This window comes from Rhodococcus sp. UFZ-B548 (genome assembly GCF_903819475.1).
Classification (GTDB): Bacteria; Actinomycetota; Actinomycetes; order Mycobacteriales; family Mycobacteriaceae; genus Rhodococcus_F; species Rhodococcus_F erythropolis.
This window is the reverse complement of sequence record NZ_CAIJDS010000026.1, coordinates 54,564-77,310: the sequence shown is the minus strand read 5'-3', so window position 1 is coordinate 77,310 and position 22,747 is coordinate 54,564. Positions and strand designations below refer to the sequence as shown.

Here is a 22,747-nt window from a genome sequence, read left to right as displayed (position 1 = left end):
AGTCCATGAAACGACCCCCTGTGACAACGCGTCGAGCAACTCCGATCCCCCGATCGGCCCGACCATTCAGTTTTTGCCGGCTCGCGCCCGCATCTTCTCGACAACTTCGGTGATGAACGTCGATACCGAGTCCAGCTGTAATACATACGACCAGTAGTCCGGATGAGTTCCCGACAGTGACGCACTCGCTCGCTCGATCCTTGCTAGTTGAGCATCGAGTACGGAGCCCCACTCCGCCACCAACCCTTGGTTAACAGCGAACATCTGGGCGTCTTTCAGCCGGAAACGAACCTCACGTTCCTTTTGGCTCGGATCTGCCCGAACTGCACGCAGAGTAGCGAGACGGTCCGTCACGGCATCGGCGCACGCTTCGGCGTCGGCGAGGTGCACGCGGGCTTCGGCCATCAAAGCGAGTGCATGTTCGGGGTTTCCCGCAGCCAGCGACTGCTTCGCTTCCTTGAGATCGATGTCGGCCTGATCGATATGCGCTCGACTGCGACTGCTGTTGTCGACGAGGTCAGCGGAACTCGCGGCGTTGAACTCGCGCAGCAGTGCGGAGTACGCCGGGTCGAGGCGGTCCACTCGAGTGCGCACTGCCGACAACCTGGTCGAGACCGAGGAGATCGTCATCTCGGCACGGTGCTGGGTCGACGGGGCTTCTGCCAATGCTTCCTCGAGCGCCGATACCGCTTCGCGGACACTCTCGGCCCGCGTGCGGACTGCGTCGGCGCGACCGGATGAGCGCGCGTTGTCGAGCGCTGCAACCGCGTCGTCGAGGTGTTCGGAGGCCGTCACCACCGACGGGTACTCGCGATAGCGCTGATCGGTGGCAGCAAGTTTTTCCCGGACGGCGTTTGCCAGGGTTCGGGCCTGTTGGCCGAGGACGGGAATGGCGGACATCGTGACCGTCGCCTGCTCGAGGTGCGCACGATGCCCGTTGTAGAAGGCGTCGACGCCCTTCGCCGCCTCGACGAGTTCGGCTACCGACTTTTCGAACGCCGCCCGAGCACCGTTCGGGTTCTGGTGGAGTACCTGATCGTTGCCATAGCGCTCGGAGGTGTCGAGGTAGTCCGACGCAGCCTGGAAGCACCGATCCCGAACGGGTTCCCACGCAGCGCGCAACCCTCGCTCGGGATACAGCTCGGCGGAAGCGTCGACTGCTGCCGACGCGATGGTCTGCCGCTTGTCCATGTCGAGGAACGCCGAAACCATGGCCGTCTGCGCCTCCCGCGCACGACTGACCGACTCCCCCACTCTTGCCCCCCGATTGAAGCGCTCCGACCATCTTCCCACCACGATTGAATCCTACGGGTCCAGCACTTCGCTTCTCGGTTCGTAATTCTGCTGTTACGGCGAACACACCGGAACTGCGGTTAGGGTGGTGGAGGTAAACACACTCCCAAGACGACTTCGCGTCGTAGTGGGCCTTGTCTCTCCTCTTGAAAGGACCCCTGAATGGGCGTCAGCTTGACCAAAGGCGGCAATGTCTCTCTCACGAAGGAGGCCCCGAACCTGACTGCAGTGGTCGTCGGCCTGGGCTGGGACGCGCGTTCCACCACCGGCGCTGCTTTCGACCTCGACGCCAGCGCAATCGGCGCAGGCTCGAACAAGAAGGTCCTCTCCGACCAGCACTTCATCTTCTTCAACAACCTCCGCTCGCCCGACGGCTCGATCGAGCACAAGGGTGACAACACGGACGGCGAAGGCGAAGGCGACGACGAGCAGATCGACGTGAACCTCGCTGCGGTTCCCGCCGAGATCGAAAGCGTTGTCTTCCCTGTCTCGATCTACGACGCAGAGGCTCGCTCGCAGTCCTTCGGTCAGGTCCGCAACGCGTACATCCGCGTCGTCGACAAGGCCAACGGCAACGAGCTCGCTCGCTACGACCTCTCCGAGGACGCTTCCACCGAAACCGCCATGGTCTTCGGTGAGCTGTACCGCAACGGTGCAGAGTGGAAGTTCCGCGCAATCGGCCAGGGTTACGCATCCGGCCTGTCCGGCATCGCGCGCGATTACGGCGTCAACGTCTGATCTTCGCTCTCGACGAGCTGACTCGGGGAAGGTTCCGCAGTAGTCTGTGGAACCCTCCCCGTTTTCACGTTCGGATGCGGTGAGAGACCGCTTGCAGTAACCACTCTGCATTGACCAACTAGAAAGGGCCACGCTCCGTGGTACTGCGAATATTCGGTTTATCCATCGCGATCTCCATCATCGCGATGATCGTCGCGTTCATCTACGGCGGACCCGAGGCACTGTTCCTCGTCATCATCCTGTCGATTCTGGAAATCTCGCTTTCCTTCGACAACGCCGTCATCAATGCCACCGTTCTGCGAAGAATGAGTGACTTCTGGCAGAAGATCTTCCTTACCATCGGCATTGTCATCGCCGTCTTCGGTATGCGTCTGGTGTTCCCGCTCGTGATCGTCTGGGCTGCTTCCGGGCTCGGACCTGTTGCTGCACTCGATCTGGCATTGAACCCGCCTGCGGACGACGCCGCGTACTTCGCCAACGGCGAGCCGAGCTACGAAACCATCCTCACCGACGCTCACCCGCAGATCGCTGCCTTCGGCGGCATGTTCCTGCTGATGCTCTTCCTCGGTTTCATCTTCGAAGAGCGTGAGATCACCTGGCTGTCCTGGCTGGAGAAGCCCCTCGCTCGCATCGGCAAGCTCGATCAGCTCTCCGTCGTCGTGGCCGGCATCGTCCTGGTTCTCAGTGGTTCTTTCCTCGCTGCTGACGACAAGGTTTCCACCGTCATGATCTCGGGTGTTCTGGGCATGATCACCTACATCGCGGTCAACGGACTGGGTGAACTGTTCAACCTGCCGGAAGAAGGCGAAGAGGAAGAAACCGCCAAGTCCGGCGGCCCCACGCAGCTCGCGAAGGCAACCGGCAAAGCCGGCTTCTTCCTGTTCCTCTACCTCGAGGTCCTCGACGCGTCCTTCTCCTTCGACGGCGTCATCGGCGCATTCGCCATCACCGCAGACCCGATCATCATCGCCCTCGGCCTCGGCTTCGTCGGCGCGATGTTCGTCCGTTCCATCACGGTCTTCCTGGTCCGCAAGGGCACGCTCTCCGATTACGTCTACCTCGAACACGGTGCGCACTGGGCCATCGGCGCTCTGGCCGTCATCTTGATGGTGTCCATCGGCGTTCACATCAACGAGATCATCACCGGCCTGGTCGGTGTCTTCTTGATCGGCGCTGCTTTCATCAGCAGCCTCATTCGCAACAAGCGAATCGCGAACGAAGATCCGAAGTTGGACGAGAACACTCCGGCAACTGTCTGACGTTCTTTTCACGAAACGCCCGCGACCAATTGGTTGCGGGCGTTTTGTTTGTTATGCCTGAATTGAAACGCTCTGCATTCACAGCCGCGCGCCAATTGTTCAGCCGCGCGCCAAATTCAGCCTGCGGGTGAACAATTGCCCTGCGGGTGCGAAACCGCACAAATCTCGACCCACCCCGGCACAATCAAGAGGCGAAATCCGATTGTGCACAGTGATGAGGGGGAAAGTCGTGGAAGACCAGTTTCTGTCCAAAGGCCAGAACATCGAGCTCCCCGACGAACTCGATCAGATCGACATCGTGATCACCTGGGACAATACGGAATTCGGTGTCGATGCCTCGGCATTGCTTCTGGGTGCCGACGGAAAAGTCAGGTCCGACGCGGACTTCGTCTTCTACAACCAACAGGAATCTGCTGACGGCTCGGTTCGCTATCTCGGCCGCCGCGAAGCCGAATCCGGCCCGCACGAGCGCCTCCTCGTCCACCTCGCTGCTGTACCCGAACAGGTCGATGCGATCGCGTTGGTAGGCAGCGTCGACTCCGGCTCTTTCGGAGACCTCGGCAAACTTGCGCTCCAACTGGTCGATTCCGGCGGCTCTCCTATCGCCGAATACGTCACCGCCGACGCATCCACCGAAACCGCCTTCGTCTTCGGTCAGGTCTATCGGCGCAACGGGAAGTGGAAACTTCGCGCCATCGGCCAAGGTTGGGCTTCAGGACTCGCCGGGCTCGCCGAAGACTTCGGAGTCGACGTGAGCGAGGATGCCCCCGTCGAGGAGCCGTCGTCACCTGAGCTGGAGACACCCCAACCGATATCGGAATCCGATCCACCAGTCACCGAACCCACGACGCCACCAAAGCCCGCACGGCAGCGCGGGGTTCGTACAGCGAAGCCCGTGCCCAAGAAGGCTCCACTACCCGAATTCAAGCACGCCGAGTCCGAGACCTGGCAACCTGCACGACTCTTCTCGGTGATCGGCGTCGGAACCGGCGAGGAACAAGAACGACGCACGACGTCGGCATTGGTTTCCACGATGCAAGCGGTTCCATTGTTTGCGCGGGCGGTTTCGTCCCGCGTGGGCGCACCGGCCGGCTCGTTCGAGGGCTATGTCGAAGTTCCCTACGTCAAAGGTGAATCTCGGGTGATCCCGGATGCGGTGTGGCGCATCGCCCGCGGAAGCCGGCTCTGGACCGGCTTGCTCGAAGCAAAGACTGGAGCAGGCACCCATACCCGAGAGCAGCTCGAAAACTATCTCGACGTCGCCAAGAAGAACAAGTACGACGTCGTGATCAGCCTGTCCAACGACTTGCCTGCCGGCGCCGGCGAATTACCCGTCGAGGTGGACAAGCGCAAGCTCACCAAAGTTGCGCTGCGGCATCTCTCTTGGGCAGAAGTCATCCATGAGGCCCGGATGGTGCTCTCGCACGGCGGAATCGACAATCCTCTGCAAGGTTGGATTCTCAGCGAATTTCTCCGGTACATCGAACATCCCAAGTCAGGGGCCGAGGAGTTCGTCGACATGGGTCGTCACTGGGTATCGATACGCGATTCCGTCAGCGCCGGGACTCTACGTCCTGGAGATCCGAAGGCAGCGGCCGTCGCTCAGTCGTGGATCGCGCTCGCACGAAATCTTGCGCTGCGGTTCACAGCTGATCTCGGTGTCATCGTCAAACATGTGTTGCCCCGCCGGGTAGTCAACGACGCGGAAGCGCGTACCGCGCTGACGGTCAACGAATTGGCGAACGACGGCACCTTCAGCGCCACCCTCCGGATCCCCGACGCAGCCGGAGAGTTACGGGTTACCGCCGATTTGAGAACCAACAAAGTGAGCTGCAGTACAACGGTTTCCGCTCCTGACGAAGGTACCGCAGGAAAACGGGTTACTTGGGCTTTGCGTCAATTGAAAAATGCACCCGAGGACTTGTTGGTCGAAGCGTTGTTCACCGGTCCTGCCGCGTCGACATGCGAGATTCTTACATCGGCCCGAGCAACACCGCGTCTACTGACGGACGGGCAAGGCGGTCAACTCACTTCATTCGTGCTGACACAGTCCTTCCCCCTCGGCAGCAAGCGTGCGGGCACTGCTGCAAGTTTCATCAGCAGCGTCACAAGTTCAGCCGAGGTGTTCTATTCCGAAGTCGTTCAACCACTCCGGGAATGGGTCCCCGCCGCACCTAAAGCGTCCGATCTCCCTCGTGAAGAACAAGTCGACAACGAAGACTGAAATTGAACGAGATAGTCATAGAGCGCGCAACGGACGAGGACGCCGCGGAAATCCTTGTTCTACAACGCTGTTGCTGGGTCTCGGAAGCAATCTCGAACAACAGCATGGACATACCCCCGCTCCACGAGGACCTACCCACGGTCCGGGCCTGGGTTCAGCAGTCGACGGTCTGGACCGCACGACGCGGCGGTCGGCTCGTCGGGGCAGTGCGAGGCACCGCGGACGGAACCACATGGCAGATAGGGCGCCTCATGGTGGCACCGGACTTGGCGGGCAATGGCCTCGGTCGACGCCTCTTGCAGCACGTGGAACAGAACGCTCCGGAGCACACCACAAGTTTCGAGCTGTTCACCGGAAGCAAGAGCGTGCGGAACATTCGCCTGTACACCCGAGCGGGCTACTCCCAATTGCCGCCGGACCCCAGCCACATCCCCGGAGTCGTCTACCTGTCCAAGCCGAACGCCATCAACTCCGACTGAACGGCGATACTGACTTCTGTGGTGAACATTCGCGTCGCAGCGCAGACAGACTTGCCGTTCTTACGTGAGCACGACTCACACATCGCAGCCGAGGAACTCGCGTCAGTGATCCAACGCGGCCGGATACTCGTCGCCGAGGACAGCGGGAAACCAATCGGATGGCTCCGCTGGGGCTTGTTCTGGGACGAGATTCCGTTCATGAACATGCTGACCGTCCTGTCTTCGAACCGCGGCCAAGGCATCGGGCGCGCTTTGGTCACAGATTGGGAAAAACGCATGAGCCGCGCGGGACACTCGCAGGTCCTCACCTCCACACTCGCCGACGAATCAGCCCAGAACTTCTATCGCGCAATGGGATACAGCGACGCGGGAGTTCTGTTACTCCCAGGCGAGCCCTCCGAAATCTTCCTACGCCGAGACCTCGAGCCTGCGCCCGATCTGACCGATCCCCACATTACCCGCGAGTAATATATGGTGGTCGTCACACCGCGATCTCAGGGTGGGGCGCGGCACACCAATGTGGAGGACGAGTATGTCGTCAAGGGTCTTATCTCGCACAGTTGTCGGAGTACTCGCGGTTGCACTGACAGGCGTCGGTGCACCGGCAGCACTCGCGCAGCCGGCTCTTGCCCAGTCCCCTGATGACAGTTTCTACAGCTACGAGGGCGCGGCGCCTCTCTCGTCGTACGCTCCAGGCGCGGTCCTCGAGACTCGCACCGTGCCGTACACCATTCTCAACATCCCGACCCCGATACAGGCAGTGCAGGTTCTCTACCGATCAACCGACGCCCTCGGTCAGCCGTCGGCCAACGTCACCTCGATCCTGCGCCCGGCCAACGGTCAACCGGACAAAGTTGTTTCGTACCAATCCTTTTACGATTCACTGAACCCCGACGACAGTCCGTCGCGGGCCATCGCGGGCAACACCCCGATCGGAGATTGGACGCCGAGTGGGCGCAATTTCAACGTCGGCGGAACCTTCACGTCCATCGAGGCAGCCTTGTTCGGGCCGCTCTTCGCCCTCGGCTACACGATCGTCGTCCCGGACACCGAAGGCCCGGATGCAAACTTCGCTGCCGGACCCGAATACGGGATGATGACGCTCGACGCTCTGCGTGCGGCCAAAGATGTCCCGGAAACCGGAATCACCGACGACGCAGAGATCGCGCTGATGGGGTACTCCGGCGGAGCGATCGCCACCAACTGGGCTTCGATCCTCGCTCCCGCGTACGCACCGGAGATCAACGACAACTTGATCGGTGCCGCGCAGGGCGGCGTGCTGGTCAATCCGGCCAACAACCTTCGCTACGCGAGCGGAAGCATCGGGTGGGGCGGCGTCGTCGGCATGGCTATCGTCGGCGTTGCGCGTTCGTACGACATCGATTTCGGAAAGTATCTCAGTGACCGTGGACGCGACGTCATGGCTCGACTCGAAGACGCGTCCATCGGCAACGTGCTGGCACAGTACCCCGGTCTGACCTGGCAGGAACTGGTCAAGCCCGAGTACGCCGATCCCAATACGGTTCCCGAGTACGTCGATGTCGTGAACAAGATCAACATGGGCACCGCTGCGACACCGACGATTCCGATGTTCATCGCTCAGGCGGCCAACGGCACCATCGAGGGCACCCAACCCGGTGGCCCCGGCGTCGGAGCGGGCGACGGCGTCATGATCACGGGCGACGTCCGCACCCTCGCACGCAAGTATTGCGACGCCGGCCTGCCGATTCAGTACGACCAGTACGACACCATCAGCCACTTCCTCGGCGCCATGCTCTGGCTCCCCGGTGCGCTCACCTGGATCGACGACCGATTCACCGGCAAGCCTGCTCCGTCCAACTGCGCAAGCATCGCACCCGGGAACTCCCTTGCACCACAGGAACATGCCCGCTAGCTGACAGAGACGTCCGATTCTACTTCGACGGCTCCACCTCCCAGCGAACGTGAGTCACCAACGGTTCCAAGCTCAGCCGGCTGACGGCGGATTCCAGGAGTCCGTCGTCACGCTCCGCTGCGGCCAATTCCGCGACCACTCGTACGCGGTCGCTGTCCGGGATGTCGAAGGACTGCACTGACCGGAGCTGGAACTCCGGCCTCGAAATGGACTGCACGGTAAGCCCTCTGATGTGAGCTTCGGCGTCACCGTGGCAGGTCACCTCGAAGGTGTAGTCAGCCGGCGGTTCCTCGCGCCCGGTGCGGGCAGGCTGGTGATCCATCATCCGGCCCAACGGCCTCAACAACGTGTTCGCCAACATGATTGCACCGGCACCGAACACCGCAACCCAGTACATTCCGCCGCCTGCCAGCGCACCGACGGCGGCCGTGGCCCACAAGGTTGCGGCGGTGTTCAGGCCGGTGACGGAGGCTCCCTGCTTCATGATCACCCCGGCACCGAGGAAGCCGATCCCCGAGACGATCTGCGCTGCGACGCGCGTCGGATCAGCGTCCGGCCCCTGAAACCCGTACGCGCCCATGATGACGAAGAGCGTCGCACCCAAGCTCACCAACGCGTTGGTTCGCAAACCCGCCATCCTTGCGCGCCATTGCCTTTCGATCCCGACGGCAGCGCCGAGGACGAGTCCGAGCGCTATCCGCACAAGGATGACGTGGATTTCCACGGTGAACTCCTAGAGCCAGGTCGCGAATCGACGGATGAACATTCCCTTGGCCACCTGCGTGACGACGCAGTAAGCCGCGAGAGTGAGGACCAACCACGGGAAGTAGTTCCACGGCAGTGAAACCAACCCGAGGGAATGGCCCCAGGACGTGAACGGGAACACCAGCGCGAAGACGCAGGCGGCGCCCGTGCTGAGCAGTACCGGAAGCGAAGCACGCGACTGGATGAATGGGATCTTGCGGGTGCGGATCATGTGAACGATCAGCGTCTGCGAGATCAATGACTCGATGAACCAACCCGATTGGAACAGCGCTGCATGCTCGGGAGAGTTGGCAGCGAACACGAACCACATCAGCGCGAAGGTCGAGATGTCGAAGATCGAACTGATCGGGCCGATGAACACCATGAACCGGCGAAGGCTCTTGGTCTCCCACTTGCGGGGCTTCGCGAGGAAGTCGTCGTCGACGCGGTCCCACGGGATCGTGAGCATCGAGAGATCGTAGATCAGGTTCTGCAACAACAGAACTACGGGAATCATGGGGATGAACGGCAGCAAGGCACTGGCGACGAGCACCGAGAAGACGTTCCCGAAGTTCGACGACGCAGTCATCTTGATGTACTTCTGGATGTTTCCGAAGGTACGACGCCCTTCGATGACTCCTTGTTCGAGTACGCCGAGGTCCTTCTCCAGCAAGATGATGTCCGCGGATTCGCGGGCGATGTCCGCCGCTGTGTCGACGGAGATGCCGACGTCCGCCGCCCGAAGTGCGGGTGCGTCGTTGACACCGTCACCAAGGAAACCAACCGTGTGGCCGACCCGGCGCAGCGATTCGACAATGCGTGCCTTCTGCATCGGATCCGTCTTCGCGAAGACGGTTGTCCGCTGCACCAACTCGTCGAGGGCGTCGTCGTTCAACGCTTCGATCTCGGCGCCGGAGACCACGGTCCCGACATCGATACCGACTTTGCCGCAGACGGTTTCGGCGACCAATTCGTTGTCACCCGTCACTACCTTGACCGCGACTCCGTGGCTCGCGAGGGCTTCGATCGCCCCGGCCGCAGATTCCTTCGGCGGGTCGAGGAAGGCCAGCAGTCCAACCAGGGTCATACCCTCTTCGTCGGCCGTCGAGTACTCGCGGCGCTGCTCTTCGACGACTGTCTTGGTTGCCACCGCAAGCACTCGCTTGCCCTGACCGTTCAGTTCCGCCACCAGACGGTCGACTCGGGCCAGCCATCCCGGCGTCAATTGGTGGGTCACCCCGTCCAGTTCCACCGATTCACAGACCGAAAGGAGCTCTTCCACTGCACCTTTGGTGACGATCAGATCGGCGTCGCCGTGGTCGACCACCACGGAGAGTCGACGGCGTTTGAAGTCGAAGGGAATCTCGTCCACCAACCCGTGCCGACGCGAGATCTCCTCGACCACTTCGGGACCGGCGGCCTCGATCACCGCGTCGTCGAGAAGACTGCGCAATCCGGTCTGATTCACGGAATTGACTGCCGCTAGCCGCAATACGTCCTCGGACTTACGTCCGGCAGTATCGAGATGCTCACCGAGAACGATGCGGTCCTCGGTGAGAGTTCCGGTCTTGTCCGTGCACAGAACGTCCATGGCGCCGAAGTTCTGAATCGCGTTGATCTGCTTGACGATCACCTTCTTGCGCGACATGTGGAGCGCACCCTTGGCCAGGTTCGCAGTCACGATGAGCGGCAACATTTCGGGGGTCAACCCCACTGCGGTGGCGACGCCGAAGAGTAGTGCTTGGCTCCAGTCCTTGGTCAGTCCGTTGATGATGAACACCGCGGGAACCATGATCAGCATGAACTTGATCAGCAGGTAGCTGACACTGCGCACCCCGACGTCGAAGCTGGTTTCGGGTCGCTTGGACGCCAATTGTGCTGTCATGGCACCGAAGTAAGTCCGCTTGCCGGTGTGCACCGCGACGGCGGTGCCGCTGCCCGACACGACGGAAGTACCCATGAACCCGATGTTCTCGGCCTCGAGCAGCCGATCGACGTCGATCCCCGTCGACGGTTCCGCCGACTTCTCGGCCGGCATCGACTCACCGCTGAGCATTGACTGATTGACCTGTAGATCCTTGGCCCGGATGATGCGGACATCGGCCGGGATCATGTCGCCTGCGGCAAGCTGGACTACATCACCTGGCAGTAGCTGCTCGATCGGAATCTCAGCCGTGACCACTGTGTTGTTGATCTTGCGGGTGGCCGCGACAGTTGTCGTGACCATGGCCTTGAGTGCCTCGGCGGCCCGACTCGAACGGTATTCCTGCCAGAACCTCAGGGACACACTGACAAAGATCATCAGCCCGAGGGTGATGATGCCCTCGTAGGAGGGACCGTCTTCCGGGTCTGCCCACACCACGTCGGTCCCGACCATGATCAGGGCGAGGAACACCAGGATCAAGATGAACGGATTCTTGAAAGCTTGCGCGAACTGCACGATCGCCGGTGCCGGGCGGTCGTGGCGGACATCGTTGCGCCCGTATTGCCGACGAAGATCGTCGATCTGATCGTCACGAAGGCCGTTGGCCGTCGTAGTCAGATCTGCGAGAACGGTGCGCGTGTCCGAGGCCGAGTAGTCGACCAATTCCTGTGCGCTTTCTTTTGCCAGGACCGTTGAAGGTGTTTGTTGTGCACTGTTTCTCGTGGGCCGTGGCCGCAATGCGAGAACGGAAAATGACATGACGAATCTCCTCGACTGCCAGCGCGCACGGGACCATGCCAGTGCATGAGGGCAGCAGAATGCGCTGAACGACAACGGAAGTCGTCAGCGGACGCGGCAAAGCCGCGCAGATGAAACCGAGGGTGCGAAGGTCAGAGACTGACGAGCAAAATGCCGGGGTGAGCACCGTCGGTAAGAACAGAAGGATGGGTCGAATATCGACTCGGCGGGTCGTCCACGATGGTCACCTCCTGAAAGTTCGGGGCGTCCGATGACGCCACACAAAGTACGTGCGCACAGCACACGCCAGGAGAACCGAATATCGACGTACTCTCGCCTTCGCCGGAAGAAACCGGCATCAAGCTGCGAAAACACCTCCACGTCCGAGTTTTGGCACTGCACGACGTGTCCCGATCAAGACCGGGAAGCCACTTTGGATCACCCCTTAAGCCGGGGAGATCTGTCCTAACCTTGGGCGTCTCTCGACGTCGTGAGATCAGTGGCCTGTGTTCGTGCAGAAGCCTCACCTAACGAGGTACTGCACCCAGAGGGTAGTTCTCAAATCTGTTGCCTGTCAACCGAGCAACTCAGACGGCGGGCAATCCTGCCCGTGCGACGGCGCCGGCGAAGAGTGCCGTCACGGCGGCACCCATCACGCTCTGATCAACTTCTTCCGGATCCACCGAGTGCTCGAGAACGAGCCCGGATATCAAGGCCATCAACGAGATTGCAGTGGTCCGCACATCGAAGGAATCGTCCACTCCCCATTCGCGGGCACGTTCACCGATCAACTCCACGAGTTGACTGCGCAAGTGGCGACGCTCACGTAAGTACGCCTGAGCGATCTGCGGATCACGTCCGGCGAGCACTCCGAATTCGAGGACGAGCAGTGACCACCCCGGGTCGTCGACCATCCACGTTGCAATGGCCTCGCCACCTTTGCCCGCCGCGTCGGCCGGGTTCATCCCGGCGATCTCGGCAAGCACACGGCCGGCCAGTTCGAGAGACCGTTGCGCGAACAGTTCGGCGAACAGATCCTGTTTCGACTCGAAGTTGGAGTAGACAGCCCCCTTGGTGAAGCCCGCTCGGCGAGCAACTTCAGTGAGACGTGCAGCACTGAATCCACGCTCCGCAAACTCTTCCGCCGCAGCGTCGAGCAGTCTTTGCCGCACCACGTCACGTCCGGGGCGGGTTACCGGCGTCCAGTCCGGTTGACGAGATTCAGTCACGATACCTAGAGTATTCAATACCTCGGGTATTGACAAGCTCTTTACTTTTGACAAGATCAGGACTCTTTCGTGACCACTACGCATCCGGCACACGCCGCACCAGACAACAGCTCCACCCACGACGAACACCACCACGACAATCTGCTGGTGAAATACGGCGCACCCAAGGTGATGGCCGCGCTGTTCGTCGGCGTGCTCCTGCTGCAGATGGGCTTCATCCTCAGCTACGTCGCCGCCTTCCATCAGCCGACTCCGCGAGACATCGAAATCGCGGTCATCGCCGATCAGGGCACACCGGACGGCATGGATCAGCAGATCGCCGACAAACTCAACGCCATCGACGGCAGCCCGCTCGACGCTCAGGTGGTCGACAGCACGGCGACCGCTCGCCGCATGATCAACGACCGCGAGATCCAGGGCGCGTTTGTCATCAACCCGGCCGGACCGGACACCCTGATCACCGCGAGCGCGGGAGGCAGCTCCATCGCGACGTCGCTCGAAGCGGTGTTCACGAAGGTCGAGGCGACGCAGGACCGACAGTTCGTCGTCCGCGACGAGATCCCCGTCGGAGCACACGACAACCGCGGACTCTCCGGCTTCTACCTCTCGGTCGGCTGGGTCGTCGGCGGCTATCTCCTTGCGGCAGCCATCGGACTGTTCATCGGTGCGCCGAAGACCCTCCGCCAGGCAAGCGCGCACACGGGCGTGATCGCGATCTACTCGATCATCTCGGGAGCCCTCGGCGCACTCATCACCTCACACGTCCTGGGAACTTTCGCGGGCCACTGGTTCCCACTCTGGATCCTGGGAACAGCCGTGGTGTTCGGCACCGCCATGTTCACACTCGGATTGCGCGCTGCCATCGGCGTTCTGGCAGTCCCGTTGGCTATCGCCGTCTTCGTGATTCTCGGCAATCCCAGTGCGGGAGGCGCATTCGGCTCCAACGTGATTCCCTCGTTCTATGCCGCCATCGGCCGATGGATCACACCCGGCGCCGGCACCGAAGGCGTGCGGAGCATCGTCTACTTCAACAACGTCGGCGTCGGCCAGCCTGCTCTGACGCTTTTCCTGTACGCACTGATCGGTGCGGTCATGCTGTTCGGCTTCACGATCCGTCGCAACCGAAAGTCCACCGACACGACGCCGACTCCAGCTGTGGCGAACGCCGACTAGTCCTAGTCTGAACTCATGACGAGCCTCCTCCACCCCAACGCCTCGCACGTCGCCGAAACACTGATCTCACGGGGTCACCACGGCGTCATCGTCACACAGCCCGAAGCCACGCACACCGCGGCCGAGGCAGCGGCGGCCGTCGGGGTGGAGGTAGGCGCGATCACCAAGTCGCTCGTGTTCCTTCTCGACGACGACCCGGTCCTACTGCTGGTCTCCGGCGCACATCAGGTCAATCTGAAAACCACCGGCGAACGCCTCGAAGGCAAGCTCACGCGGGCGCCGCTGGAAATGGCGAAGTCGGCAACGGGCCAGCCGATCGGTGGGGTCGCTCCGCTCGGGCATCCCACCAACCTGCCCACCTACATCGATACCGCCCTCGAGCAGTACCCCGAATTGTGGGCTGCTGCCGGGCACCCGAACACGGTCTTTCGCACGACGTACTCCGAACTCCTTCGAATCACGGCCGGCCTCGCCGTCAACATGGACTGACGCACTTCAGCCAACCCGGTCCGAACCCACTCAGACGTGCGTCCACCTATAGTTGGACGCACCATGTGCACTGCAACCAGGACCCCGGCCGGTAACCACTGGCGTCGACGACACGTAGATCTGTGCCGCACCGACGCATGTCTGTGTATGCCGAGCGCAGTCACCTCGACCACACCGCACACCTCGAGTTCCAGCCGGAGAGTTCCCGTTGTCTGACAAGCCGAATGCCGTTTCCAGCCACACCACCCCCGACGTCCCCGAAGTAGCAGCGACGCCCGAGTTGTCCACCGGCATCTGCGCCGGTGACTACCGTGCAGCGCTTCGCCGCCACCCCGCAGGTGTCACCGTCGTGACCCTCGATTCGGGTACCGGCCCGGTGGGTTTCACCGCCACCTCGTTCTCGTCCGTCTCCCTCGAGCCGCCGCTCGTCTCGTTCAACATCGCGGAGACGTCGTCGAGCATCAATGCGCTCAAGGCAGCCGAGTCCTTGGTGATCCACCTTCTCGGCGAACATCAGCAACATCTCGCCCAGCGCTTTGCGCGTAGCGCCGATCAGCGTTTTGCAGACGAGTCACTGTGGGCAGTGCTCGACACCGGGGAGCCGGTTCTGCACGGCACCCCCAGCTGGATGCGCGTCAAGGTCGACCAGTTGATCCCTGTCGGCGACCACACGCTGGTCATCGGACTCGTCACGCGGGTTCACGCCGAAGAGGACGACGAATCCGCTGCCGCACCGCTGCTCTACCACGAGGGCAAGTACTACCGCCCCACTCCGTTAGGTCAATAGACAACTGTGCGCCTTTATTAACCGCCCGCGGTTAATAAAGGCGCACAGCAAGTTACAGCGCTACGTACTTGGTATCGAGATACTCGTCGATACCCTCGGTTCCGCCTTCACGGCCGAAGCCCGATTCCTTCACGCCACCGAACGGCGCCGCAGCATCGGAGATCGCGCCGCGATTGACGCCGACCATGCCGGTGTCCAGCTTGGCCGAGACGCGCATCGCCCGGTCGATGTCGCGGGTGTAGAAGTACGCCACGAGGCCGTACTCGGTGTTGTTCGCAGCCGCGATCGCTTCGTCTTCGGTGTCGAAACCGACCACTGCCGCAACGGGTCCGAAGATCTCTTCCTTCAGCAGGCGCGCATCGGCGGGCACCTGATCCAGAACGGTTGGGGTGAAGAAGAAGCCGGCTCCTTCGGGCGCCGATCCACCGGTGCGAACGCGAGCGCCCTTGGACACGGCGTCGTCGACGAGTCCGGTGACGGTTGCGAGCTGCTTGGTGTTGATCAGCGGGCCGATGTTGGTGCCCTCGGCGTCACCGGCGCCCACCTTCAAGGCCGCAACCTTGGCGGTGAACTTGTCGGTGAACTCCTCGCGCACCGAGTTGGCGACGTAGATGCGGTTGGCCGCGGTGCAGGCTTCGCCGCCGTTACGCATCTTCGCGAGCATTGCGCCGTCGACAGCTGCGTCGATGTCGGCGTCGTCGAAGACGATGAACGGCGCATTGCCACCGAGTTCCATCGACGTGCGGAGCAGCTTGTCAGCGGCATTTCGCACCAACAGCTTTCCGACGCCCGTGGAGCCGGTGAAGGTGACCTTGCGCAGACGCGCATCTTCCATCAGCGGTCCACTGATGGAGGCCGCGTCGGACGTCGGGAGGATCGAGAGCACACCGTCGGGCAGACCGGCGTCGGCGAACACCTGACCGAGGAGCTGCATGGTCAGCGGCGTGTCCTCGGCGGGCTTGACGATGATGGTGCAACCGGCAGCCAGCGCCGGTCCGATCTTGCGTGTGCCCATGGCGAGCGGGAAGTTCCACGGGGTGATCGCAAGGACCGGTCCGACGGCTTCCTTGGTGACCAGGATGCGACCGTTGCCGGCCGGAGCCTGCGTGAAACGTCCGCCGATGCGTACTGCTTCCTCGCTGAACCAGCGCAGGAATTCGCCGCCGTAGTTGACCTCACCGCGGCTCTCTGCCAACGACTTACCCATTTCCAGGGTCATCATCAGCGCGAAGTCCTCGGCGCGGGCGTGCAGCAATTCGAAGGCGGTGCGCAGGATCTCGCCGCGTACACGTGCCGGCGTGGCCGCCCAGTCTTCCTGCGCCGCAGCGGCGAGGTCGAGCGCACGGATACCGTCGGCAGCGGTGGCGTCGGCTACCTGGGCGAGTTCCTCACCCGTTGCCGGGTTGTAGACCGCAAAGGTCTTCTCGGCCGGGACGAGCTTGCCGCCGAGCCAGAGACCCTTGGGTACCGAGTCGAGAAGATCCGAGACGTTGGACATGTCAGTTCCCCTGTGCTGCAGTGCGAATAGCGGTCTCGAGGACGGTCAACGCGTCGTCGAGCAGCTCTTCGGAGATGACCAGCGGCGGGAGCAGACGGATGACGTTGCCGTAGGTACCGCAGGTGAGGATCACGACGCCGGCAGCGAGGCATTCGGCGGCGATCTTCTTGGTGATGTCGGCGTCCGGCTCCTGCCCACCGGGCTTGACCAGCTCGATTGCGAGCATGGCGCCGCGACCGCGAACGTCACCGATGACGTCGAGTTCCTTTGCCAGTGCGTTCATTCGGCCGACGACGGTCGACTCGATGGTGCGTGCGCGGCCACAGAGGTCGAGCTCGCGCATCTGGTCGATGGACGCCAATGCAGCGGCGCAGGCGACGGGGTTACCGCCGTAGGTGCCACCGAGGCCGCCGGGGTGGACGGCGTCGATGAGCTCGGCGCGGCCCGTGACAGCGGCGAGCGGCATGCCGCCTGCGATGCCCTTGGCGAGAGTGACCAAGTCGGGGACGATGCCCTCGTGATCGCTGGCGAACCAGGCACCGGTACGAGCGAAGCCTGCCTGAACCTCGTCTGCGATGAAGACGACGCCGTTCTCCTTGGCCCACGCGACGAGCGTCGGGAGGAATCCTTCTGCGGGAACGATGAATCCGCCCTCGCCCTGAATGGGCTCGATGAGGATGGCGGCCGTGTTGGCAGCACCGACCTGCTTCTCGATCATCGTGATGGCGCGCTGTGCGGCCTGCTCACCCGTGATCTTGGAGCCGTCGACGTTGAGGCCCTCGCGGTACGGGTAGGACATCGGGACGCGGTAGACCTCGGGGGCGAACGGACCGAAGCCGCTCTTGTACGGCATGGACTTCGATGTCAGTGCCATCGTGAGGTTGGTGCGGCCGTGGTACGCGTGGTCGAAGACGACGACTGCGTCGCGACCGGTTGCGTGACGGGCGATCTTGACGGCGTTCTCGACGGCTTCTGCGCCGGAGTTGAACAGCACGGAACGCTTCTCGTGGTCACCGGGGGTGAGCTCGGCGAGACGCTCGGCGACCTCGACGTAGCCCTCGTACGGAGCGACCATGAAACAGGTGTGGGTGAAGTGCGCGACCTGATCCTGAACTGCGGACACGACGGCCGGGTTGGAAGCACCGACGCTGGTCACCGCGATACCGGCACCGAGGTCGATCAGCGAGTTGCCGTCGACGTCGACGATGACTCCGCCGTCTGCGTCGGCGACGTAGACCGGGAGGGTGGATGCGACGCCGGCGCCGACGACCTTCTTACGGCGTTCGGCGAGCGCAGCCGAGCGCGGGCCCGGGAACTCCGTGACGATGCGACGCTCCTGCGGAAGCCGGTATTCGATTGCACTCATGTGACCACCCTCTCGGTTGTGTATTGCATTCGAGTATGCGACGCGCGAAGCATCGCAAGCACTGCCGAAATGGATACCCGAAGCTCCAGGGCTACTCCATATCGGCAACGACAGCTAGCCTTGATCAGGTGACGGTTCCGATCTCGTGGCTCTTGCGCCAGAAACACCTCTCGCTGGCTCTGCTCACCGACCGAGCAGCCGCCACCCACCCCGTCACGTTTGCGCAGGCCACAGAGCTGACGGACCCCACCCCGTGGCTTTCCGGCGGCGAATTGGTGCTCACCACCGGGCTGGCACTGGTGGGCGCGGACGCCACCGACTACAGCGAGTACATCGACCGTCTGGCCGCCGCAGAAGTATCGGCTCTGGGTTTCGGGACCGGCCTTTCCCACGAGAGTGTGCCCGCAGACCTGATTGCCGCCGCCCGCAGTCGCGGGCTCCCCCTGCTGGAAGTGCCGTTCACGACCCCGTTCGCGGCGGTCACGCGCGCGGTGATGACCCGTCTGAGCCAGCAGGAATACGAATCGGTACTCCGCGCGGCAGAAGTACAGACACGCATCACCCGCGTTGCGCTGCGCGGAGGCGTGTCTGCCATCGTGCGTGAACTGGCCACGGCCACAAAAACTTCGGTGGCGTTTGTCGGAGATCGGATCACCGCGGTGCATCCGGCAAACCAGAAGTCGTTGATCACCGAGGTTCGCGCGGTCGCGGCGACCACCCGCGATCCCAACGCTCCGGCGTCGATCTCGCAGAGCACACCCGAACGGACGCTGACACTGTCCCCCGTCGGCGTCACCGACAGCTGGCACGGCTACCTCGCAATGGCGGGCGCCGGGCCCCTGAGCAATATCGACAGAGTGTTGCTCGGGCATGCGGTCTCGCTGCTCACTCTCGAACTCGAGAAACCGGTTCGACTACGGGCCGAGCGAACTCGACTCAACGCCATGGCTTTCGGGCTCTTACTCGACGGCCGAATCCCCGAGGACGGTGTGCCGTCGTACTTGGACGAAGCGAGCGATACGCACGGCAATGTCCGTGTCGTCCACGTTCGCGGATCCGGACTCGGCCCTGTTCTTCGCGAACTCGACAACGCTCTCGCGCGAGCAGGCCGGCCGTTGTTCGCGCAATCCGAGGACGGTTCGCTGACCGTCCTCCTTCGCGGAACCGACACAATCGACACTGCCAAAACACTACTGGCGCAGCTCTCCCCCACCGAGGCGAAGACGGTGCGGGCCGGAATCAGCACCCCTCACCGTCTTCTGGACGCACCGCGCGCACTCGTCCAGGCCCGCGCCGCGGCCAATCTCACGACGGCCACTGCCCGCATTCTCGAGTTCGACGCTCTGAGTGGTTCGACGATTCTGGCATCCGAGCCTGCCCGTGAGGCACTGATCGCAATGGCTGCGGACACCATCCCGGTGCTGACGGAACACGACCAGGCACACGGGACCGCGCTGGTCGCGTCTTTGCGCGCCTATCTCGAGGCAAACGGCCAATGGGAATCGGCCGCAGCCGAACTCGGTGTTCATCGGCACACCCTCCGAGGTCGCATCGCACGCATCGAGGAACTGCTGCAATGCGACCTCGGACAGGCCAGGGTCAGAGCCGAACTGCTGCTATCGCTACTCGCCTGGGAGGGTCGCTGAACGCTCCGCGGCGTGCACCGAAGCGAAACCGGACGCACCGCGAACGAGTAGTTCGAGTTCGGCGTCGACCGTGCAGAGACGGGCGGTGTCCAGCGCTCCACTGCGGCTCACGCTCGACATCAAAGCCGTGAACCGGCGCACCGCTTGCGGATTGGCGGCGGTCCACAACTCGACGACCTCCGGAATACCTTCTCCGAGCGCTCCGGACACGAGGTCCGCGAAACGCGCCGTCAACCTGGCGTGGACGGCAGCGCTGCCCATGACCTCCCAATGCGAGGCACCGACGGCAACGTCGACGCCCCCGAGAACGTCGCCCAGATCGAGGGTGTCGGAGAGTTCCCGGTAGATCGCAGCCGCAGCCTGAACCGTCGTATTCTCCTGCAGTGCAATGTCTGCCAGGGCGAGCGCTCCGAAAGACGCCTCGATGCGCTCGCTGGCCGACAAACCGTCGGTGAGTTCCCGCACCGGGGCTGCCCACCGATCGATGTCGGCGCGCGGGTTCACGGTGAACCGGCCGGCTGCTCCCGGACGACGCAACACCCAGCTCATCTCGGATTCCAACAACTGCTGCAAGCGATCGAGAGCCTGCAACTGCTCGGTGGCGCGCAGCTCCGAGTTCAAGATCTCGCGCCGAAGTTCCTCGGTGCCGAGCACTTCGCTGACCACTGCGTAGGCCAGAGCCGCTTCCGGACTGTGGACTCCGAGGTGTTCCTCGAGCCGGAACAGCACGCCGGGTCCGACGCGGTTGACCAGTTCGTCGACCACCGAGGTGATGATGATGTCGCGGCCCAACCGATGTGCGCGGACCGCGTCCGGTGCTGCCTCGACGACGGAGAGCGGGAAGTACTGCGGGAGACGATCGGCGAAGATCTGATTGTCCGGGACGGTCGACGCCCCCAATTCCGCCGTCAGCACGTTCTTCGACTGCGCCACCAGCACAGCAAGTTCCGGACGGAGTAGGCCCTGCCCGGCTCGCGCCCTGACCGCCAGCGCCTTGGCGTCCGGCAATGATTCTTCGAGGCGCTTCATCGCACCCGCCGAGACCAGGTTCTCGATCAACCGTTCGTGCTGATCGAGTAGGGCGGGAGCGCGGTGCTCGGCCAGGCTGATCGCGAGGGTCTGATCTTCACTGGCCTCGAGTACCGATGCGGCTACCTCGTCCTGGGCCGCCGCAAGTAGTTCATTGCGCGAGGTCGCGTCCAACTCTGCGAGTGCGATCTTGATGTTGACCTCACGGTCCGAGGTAGCCACGCCGGCCGCGTTGTCGATGAAGTCGGCGTTGATTCGTCCTCCGCCAGCGGCATATTCGATGCGGGCACGCTGGGTGAAACCCAGGTTGCCGCCCTCACCCACCACGGTTGCACGCAACTCGTCAGCGCTGACGCGAACTGCGTCGTTGGACGGATCGGCCGCGTCGACGTTGCTTTCGGTCGACGCCTTCACGTAGGTACCGACGCCGCCATTCCACAACAGGTCCACCGGAGCGCACAGGATCGCTCGGATCAGTTCCTGCGGAGTCAGCTTCTCCTCGGTGATACCGAGGACCTGACGCGCCTCGAGCGGGAGGCGGATCGACTTCGCGCTACGTGGCCAGACGCCACCGCCAGGCGACATCACGGTGCGGTCGAAGTCGTCCCAGGACGAGCGCGGCACGGTGAAGAGGCGAGCGCGTTCGGCAAACGTCGTCTCGGTGTCGGGGTTCGGGTCGATGAAGATGTGGCGGTGATCGAATGCCGCGACCAGACGGATCTTGTGCGAGAGCAACATTCCGTTACCGAACACATCGCCGGACATGTCACCGATGCCCGCGACGGTGAACGGATCGGTGTCGACGTCGAGGTCACGCTCGGCGAAGTGGCGTCGAACCGCTACCCAGGCGCCGCGAGCGGTGATGCCCATCGCCTTGTGGTCGTAGCCGGCCGAACCGCCGGAAGCAAAAGCGTCGCCGAGCCAGAAACCACGTTCGACGGCGATGCCGTTCGCGACGTCGGAGAACCGTGCGGTCCCCTTGTCCGCCGCCACGACGAGGTAGGAGTCTTCACCGTCGTACTCGATTACTTCTGCCGGGTGCACCGCTGCGCCGTCGACGATGTTGTCCACCACGTCCAGCAAGCCGCGGATGAAGGTGCTGTACGACTCCTGCACCTGCGCCGGGGTCGGTGACGACGTGCCCCGAACCACGAACGCACCCTTGGCTCCCGAGGGAACGATCGGCGAATTCTTCACGCTCTGGGTCTTCATCAGACTCAGAGCCTCGGTGCGGAAGTCCTCGTATCGATCCGACCAACGCAGGCCGCCACGGGCGACGGAGGAGCTACGCAGATGCACGCCTTCGACATTGGGTGCGCTGACGTAGATCTCGCGGAAAGGAACTGTCTTCTGCGGGGTGGAGAGCAACTGCGAGTCGATCTTGAACGACGCGTACGGCAGCGGTTCGCCGGCCTCACCGCGCAGGTACCAGTTGGTGCGCAGAGTCGCCTGCAAGAATGAACGCACACCGCGCAAGACGCGATCCTCGTCGAGAGTGTCTGCACCGTCGACTGATTCGTCGATGGCCGCCGCCGCGGTGGCCACGGCCGTCTCACGCGAACCTGCTACTGCGGGATCGAAACGCGCGGTGAAGAGTTCGATTGCCTGCCGTACGAAGAGCGGCTTCGCTGCCAACACTCCGACGATGTAGCTCTCGGACAACCCGATACGAGCCTGAGCGAGGAAACGGCACGCAGCGCGCAGCAACTCTGCGTCGCGCCACGTGATGTCTGCTCGTCCGATCAGACTGGAGAATGCGTCCATACGGGTCTGTCCGGCGATGACGGCTTCGAAGGCGTCCGCCATCTTCTCCAGCGCACTGCCGCCGAAAGTGCTCGGCTCGAAGGTGAAGTAGTGTGCCGAACCCAGAACGGTCGGAAGCGGGCGGTGCGTCGAAACTCGGAGTCCGAGGGACTCGAAGTTCTCACACAGATCGGAGAGGGAGGGCTCTCCGGACGGCCACAGCACCACACAGGTCAGATCGTCACTGTTCAGGGCATCGCTGGTCAAGTCGTCGCCCTGACGGAAGACGAGTCGCTGGCCCGCTGCTGCCAATTCGGCGACCAGTTCGAGCGCCGGGTCACCGGATCGATCACCGCCCGCGGGTCTCGATTCTGCAGCTGCGGTCTTGGTCGCCGATGATGTGCTCGCCATTGAACACCCTCCTGGAAATTATTGGATCCGAACACTTTCCAGTGTTGCGTGGATCACCGGAAAGAGGTCGTGCCCGATAGGAG

The 22,747-nt window shown here is 62.8% G+C and carries 17 protein-coding genes and 1 riboswitch; of the genes, 10 read left to right on the top strand and 7 right to left on the bottom strand.

All coding sequences use genetic code 11. From position 1 onward, the window contains the following. Nucleotides 1-66 precede the first annotated feature (66 nt). Nucleotides 67-1,212, bottom strand: coding sequence for a hypothetical protein (locus H7C86_RS21530; RefSeq protein ID WP_007727045.1), 1,146 nt, complete (start codon nucleotides 1,210-1,212; stop codon nucleotides 67-69). Between the two features lie 243 nt (nucleotides 1,213-1,455). Between H7C86_RS21530 and H7C86_RS21525 the strand changes: the two genes are divergently transcribed. From H7C86_RS21525 to H7C86_RS21500, 6 genes are all read left to right on the top strand, one after another. Continuing rightward, entirely contained in the window at nucleotides 1,456-2,031 is a 576-nt protein-coding gene (locus tag H7C86_RS21525; protein ID WP_020906049.1) for a TerD family protein, read from the top strand. A 137-nt stretch (nucleotides 2,032-2,168) separates the two neighbouring features. After that, nucleotides 2,169-3,290: a DUF475 domain-containing protein gene (locus H7C86_RS21520; RefSeq protein ID WP_182262203.1), complete on the top strand. Its 1,122-nt coding sequence runs from the start codon at nucleotides 2,169-2,171 to the stop codon at nucleotides 3,288-3,290. 229 nt (nucleotides 3,291-3,519) lie between these two features. Next, nucleotides 3,520-5,514, top strand: coding sequence for a TerD family protein (locus H7C86_RS21515; protein ID WP_047889595.1), 1,995 nt, complete (start codon nucleotides 3,520-3,522; stop codon nucleotides 5,512-5,514). Between the two features lie 104 nt (nucleotides 5,515-5,618). Beyond that, a complete protein-coding gene (locus H7C86_RS21510; protein ID WP_259349263.1) occupies nucleotides 5,619-5,993 on the top strand; it encodes a GNAT family N-acetyltransferase in 375 nt (124 codons plus the stop codon). Nucleotides 5,994-6,011: 18 nt separating this feature from the next. Next, nucleotides 6,012-6,461 carry a GNAT family N-acetyltransferase gene (locus H7C86_RS21505; protein WP_151531942.1) on the top strand — a complete coding sequence of 150 codons (450 nt, stop codon included), beginning with the start codon at nucleotides 6,012-6,014 and terminating at the stop codon, nucleotides 6,459-6,461. 64 nt (nucleotides 6,462-6,525) lie between these two features. Next, nucleotides 6,526-7,887 carry a lipase family protein gene (locus H7C86_RS21500; RefSeq protein ID WP_151531941.1) on the top strand — a complete coding sequence of 454 codons (1,362 nt, stop codon included), beginning with the start codon at nucleotides 6,526-6,528 and terminating at the stop codon, nucleotides 7,885-7,887. 19 nt (nucleotides 7,888-7,906) lie between these two features. On the opposite strand, the gene H7C86_RS21495 is transcribed toward H7C86_RS21500, so the two are convergent. From H7C86_RS21495 to H7C86_RS21485, 3 genes are all read right to left on the bottom strand, one after another. Further along, nucleotides 7,907-8,611, bottom strand: a complete 705-nt coding sequence (locus tag H7C86_RS21495) for an MgtC/SapB family protein (protein ID WP_003941187.1) — start codon at nucleotides 8,609-8,611, stop codon at nucleotides 7,907-7,909. Nucleotides 8,612-8,620: 9 nt separating this feature from the next. After that, complete coding sequence (gene mgtA, locus H7C86_RS21490; RefSeq protein WP_182262201.1) at nucleotides 8,621-11,314, bottom strand: magnesium-translocating P-type ATPase; 2,694 nt, start codon at nucleotides 11,312-11,314, stop codon at nucleotides 8,621-8,623. A 347-nt stretch (nucleotides 11,315-11,661) separates the two neighbouring features. Beyond that, a riboswitch (M-box (ykoK) riboswitch) is annotated at nucleotides 11,662-11,835 on the bottom strand. Between the two features lie 45 nt (nucleotides 11,836-11,880). Next, nucleotides 11,881-12,465, bottom strand: coding sequence for a TetR/AcrR family transcriptional regulator (locus H7C86_RS21485; protein ID WP_029254386.1), 585 nt, complete (start codon nucleotides 12,463-12,465; stop codon nucleotides 11,881-11,883). Between the two features lie 126 nt (nucleotides 12,466-12,591). Between H7C86_RS21485 and H7C86_RS21480 the strand changes: the two genes are divergently transcribed. The 3 genes from H7C86_RS21480 to dszD all read left to right on the top strand — a co-directional run bounded on the left by H7C86_RS21480 (nucleotide 12,592) and on the right by dszD (nucleotide 14,971). Beyond that, complete coding sequence (locus H7C86_RS21480; RefSeq protein WP_003941129.1) at nucleotides 12,592-13,695, top strand: membrane protein; 1,104 nt, start codon at nucleotides 12,592-12,594, stop codon at nucleotides 13,693-13,695. A gap of 15 nt (nucleotides 13,696-13,710) precedes the next feature. After that, nucleotides 13,711-14,184, top strand: coding sequence for a YbaK/EbsC family protein (locus tag H7C86_RS21475; RefSeq protein ID WP_182262200.1), 474 nt, complete (start codon nucleotides 13,711-13,713; stop codon nucleotides 14,182-14,184). A gap of 208 nt (nucleotides 14,185-14,392) precedes the next feature. Next, nucleotides 14,393-14,971, top strand: a complete 579-nt coding sequence (dszD, locus tag H7C86_RS21470) for an NADH:FMN oxidoreductase DszD (RefSeq protein ID WP_003941189.1) — start codon at nucleotides 14,393-14,395, stop codon at nucleotides 14,969-14,971. Between the two features lie 52 nt (nucleotides 14,972-15,023). On the opposite strand, the gene H7C86_RS21465 is transcribed toward dszD, so the two are convergent. Both H7C86_RS21465 and gabT read right to left on the bottom strand, forming a co-directional pair. Next, a complete protein-coding gene (locus H7C86_RS21465; RefSeq protein WP_020968315.1) occupies nucleotides 15,024-16,469 on the bottom strand; it encodes an NAD-dependent succinate-semialdehyde dehydrogenase in 1,446 nt (481 codons plus the stop codon). A 1-nt stretch (nucleotide 16,470) separates the two neighbouring features. After that, a complete protein-coding gene (gene gabT / locus H7C86_RS21460; protein ID WP_007727077.1) occupies nucleotides 16,471-17,835 on the bottom strand; it encodes a 4-aminobutyrate--2-oxoglutarate transaminase in 1,365 nt (454 codons plus the stop codon). A 128-nt stretch (nucleotides 17,836-17,963) separates the two neighbouring features. Between gabT and H7C86_RS21455 the strand changes: the two genes are divergently transcribed. Then, nucleotides 17,964-19,481: a PucR family transcriptional regulator gene (locus tag H7C86_RS21455; RefSeq protein ID WP_019746725.1), complete on the top strand. Its 1,518-nt coding sequence runs from the start codon at nucleotides 17,964-17,966 to the stop codon at nucleotides 19,479-19,481. On the opposite strand, the gene H7C86_RS21450 is transcribed toward H7C86_RS21455, so the two are convergent. Beyond that, the gene (locus H7C86_RS21450; protein ID WP_182262199.1) at nucleotides 19,458-22,664 is read right to left on the bottom strand and encodes an NAD-glutamate dehydrogenase domain-containing protein; all 3,207 of its coding nucleotides are present in this window, start codon (nucleotides 22,662-22,664) and stop codon (nucleotides 19,458-19,460) included. The two genes, H7C86_RS21455 and H7C86_RS21450, sit on opposite strands and share 24 nt — an antisense overlap. Between the last annotated feature and the right edge of the window lie 83 nt (nucleotides 22,665-22,747).

What these genes read in the sequence shown, in the direction of transcription:
- H7C86_RS21530 (WP_007727045.1), bottom strand. Translation starts at nt 1,212, where the DNA reads ATGGTTTCGGCGTTCCTCGACATGGACAAGCGGCAGACCATCGCGTCG.
- H7C86_RS21510 (WP_259349263.1), top strand. Translation starts at nt 5,619, where the DNA reads ATGGACATACCCCCGCTCCACGAGGACCTACCCACGGTCCGGGCCTGG.
- H7C86_RS21500 (WP_151531941.1), top strand. Translation starts at nt 6,526, where the DNA reads ATGTCGTCAAGGGTCTTATCTCGCACAGTTGTCGGAGTACTCGCGGTT.
- H7C86_RS21525 (WP_020906049.1), top strand. Translation starts at nt 1,456, where the DNA reads ATGGGCGTCAGCTTGACCAAAGGCGGCAATGTCTCTCTCACGAAGGAG.
- gabT (WP_007727077.1), bottom strand. Translation starts at nt 17,835, where the DNA reads ATGAGTGCAATCGAATACCGGCTTCCGCAGGAGCGTCGCATCGTCACG.
- H7C86_RS21450 (WP_182262199.1), bottom strand. Translation starts at nt 22,664, where the DNA reads ATGGCGAGCACATCATCGGCGACCAAGACCGCAGCTGCAGAATCGAGA.
- H7C86_RS21475 (WP_182262200.1), top strand. Translation starts at nt 13,711, where the DNA reads ATGACGAGCCTCCTCCACCCCAACGCCTCGCACGTCGCCGAAACACTG.
- mgtA (WP_182262201.1), bottom strand. Translation starts at nt 11,314, where the DNA reads ATGTCATTTTCCGTTCTCGCATTGCGGCCACGGCCCACGAGAAACAGT.
- H7C86_RS21465 (WP_020968315.1), bottom strand. Translation starts at nt 16,469, where the DNA reads ATGTCCAACGTCTCGGATCTTCTCGACTCGGTACCCAAGGGTCTCTGG.